Here is a 1,712-nt window from a genome sequence, read left to right as displayed (position 1 = left end):
TCTGAAAAGGCAGTCTTTTTTTTGCAATTTTTCTAGTAAATTCTTAACTTTAAGAATGAGCAGAAAAATAGTTTTTAAGACCTATGACCAAGACCAGTTAAGTCTTTTACCACCAAGTTATGATGATCTAGTTCCTGTCAATCATCCCGTTCGCATTGTAAATATGATTATTGACAATGTAGATATCAGTGCATTGGAAAAAACCTATAAAGGTGGTGGCACCTCCAGCTACCATCCACGCATGTTACTCAAGGTTATTATTTATGCGTATTTACGCAACCTTTATTCTTCGCGAAAAATAGAACAGGCCTTGCACGAGAACATTCACTTTATGTGGCTCAGTGGACAAAGCAAGCCCGACCATAATACCATAAATGATTTTAGGGGGAAACGCCTACAGGGGCATCTAAAGAAGATATTCCATCAAGTCGTATTGCTTTTGGTAGAACAAGGCGTTGTGAGCCTAAAAGATATCTTTGTAGATGGCACCAAGATTGAGGCCAATGCCAATCGTTATACTTTTGTTTGGGGCAAGTCCATAAAAACAAGTAAAGAGCGTATTAAAAAGCAGTTAAAGGAGTTATGGTCTTATGTGGAAAAGGTTTATAAAGACGAGCAGCACATCCCGAACACACCAGACTTTGAAGCTATTGATGCTGATAGAATAGAAGCCACAATCAACCAAATAAACGAAGCTCTGCAAGGTAGGGAAATAGACAAAAAAGTAAAACAAAAGCTAAATTACGCCAAGAAAAATTGGCCAGTAAATATGGCCAAATATGAAAAACAGGAAGCCATTTTAAAAGAAAGGAACAGCTACAGTAAAACAGATCCGGATGCCACTTTTATGCGCATGAAGGATGATCACATGCAAAACGGACAGCTCAAGCCAGCTTATAACATTCAAGCTTCCACAAACAATCAGTACCTCACCAATTATACCTTGGCACAGACCACGGCAGACACTACAACATTAAAAGACCACCTCAATGACCATATTGAGAATTACAACGAAAAACCGGAGACACTTACAGCTGACGCAGGCTATGGAAGCGAAGAAAACTATACCGACCTGGAAGACAAAGAAATAACAGCTTATGTAAAATATAATTACTTCCATAAAGAACAGCAGGACAAAAAGAAAGGGAAAACCAACCCTTTTCATCCAGACCAATTGCACTACAACATAGAAACGGACACCTATTATTGCCCCATGGGACAGGCGATGACCAATATTGGCAGTTATAAAAAGAAAACAAAAAATGGTTTTGGGCAAGAACTTCATAGGTATCAAGCCCAAAACTGTAATGGATGCCCATTAAGAAGTCTTTGCCATAAATCTAAATATAATCGAATTATCGAACGTAACTATAACCTGATACGATTGAAATCCCAAGCTAGGACACTTTTAACAAGTGAACAGGGCATTGCTAAAAGAAAACAACGTTGTTGGGATGTTGAAGCTGTTTTTGGCAATATAAAACAGAACATGAACTTTAAACGGTTTATGTTAAGGGGAATCGACAAGGTAAATGTCGAAATAGGTCTAATTGCAATGGCTCATAACCTTAAAAAGTATAGCTTGACCATATAAGCCAACTTTTTCAATTTTTTATTGACGCTATTTTAACCTAGTATATTAAACTATCATACAAAGTTAAACTTAACCAAAAAGAAAATCGTCTAAAAATTACTTTTTAGACGACCTCTTT

Annotated in this window: 1 protein-coding gene; it reads left to right on the top strand. The window is 37.0% G+C overall.

Going from position 1 to position 1,712, the window contains the following annotated elements; all coding sequences use genetic code 11:
- The first annotated feature begins 55 nt into the window (after positions 1 to 55).
- On the top strand, positions 56 to 1,594 hold the full coding sequence (locus G6N06_RS19595; RefSeq protein ID WP_163518388.1) for an IS1182 family transposase: 1,539 nt from the start codon (positions 56 to 58) through the stop codon (positions 1,592 to 1,594).
- The last annotated feature ends 118 nt before the right edge of the window (positions 1,595 to 1,712 follow it).

It is taken from the genome of Gelidibacter japonicus (assembly GCF_010725055.1).
GTDB classification, from domain to species: Bacteria; Bacteroidota; Bacteroidia; order Flavobacteriales; family Flavobacteriaceae; genus Gelidibacter; species Gelidibacter japonicus.
This window is presented reverse-complemented; position numbering and strand designations above follow the sequence as displayed.

Coding starts and splice junctions, on each gene's coding strand:
- G6N06_RS19595 (WP_163518388.1), top strand. CDS start 56: ATGAGCAGAAAAATAGTTTTTAAGACCTATGACCAAGACCAGTTAAGT.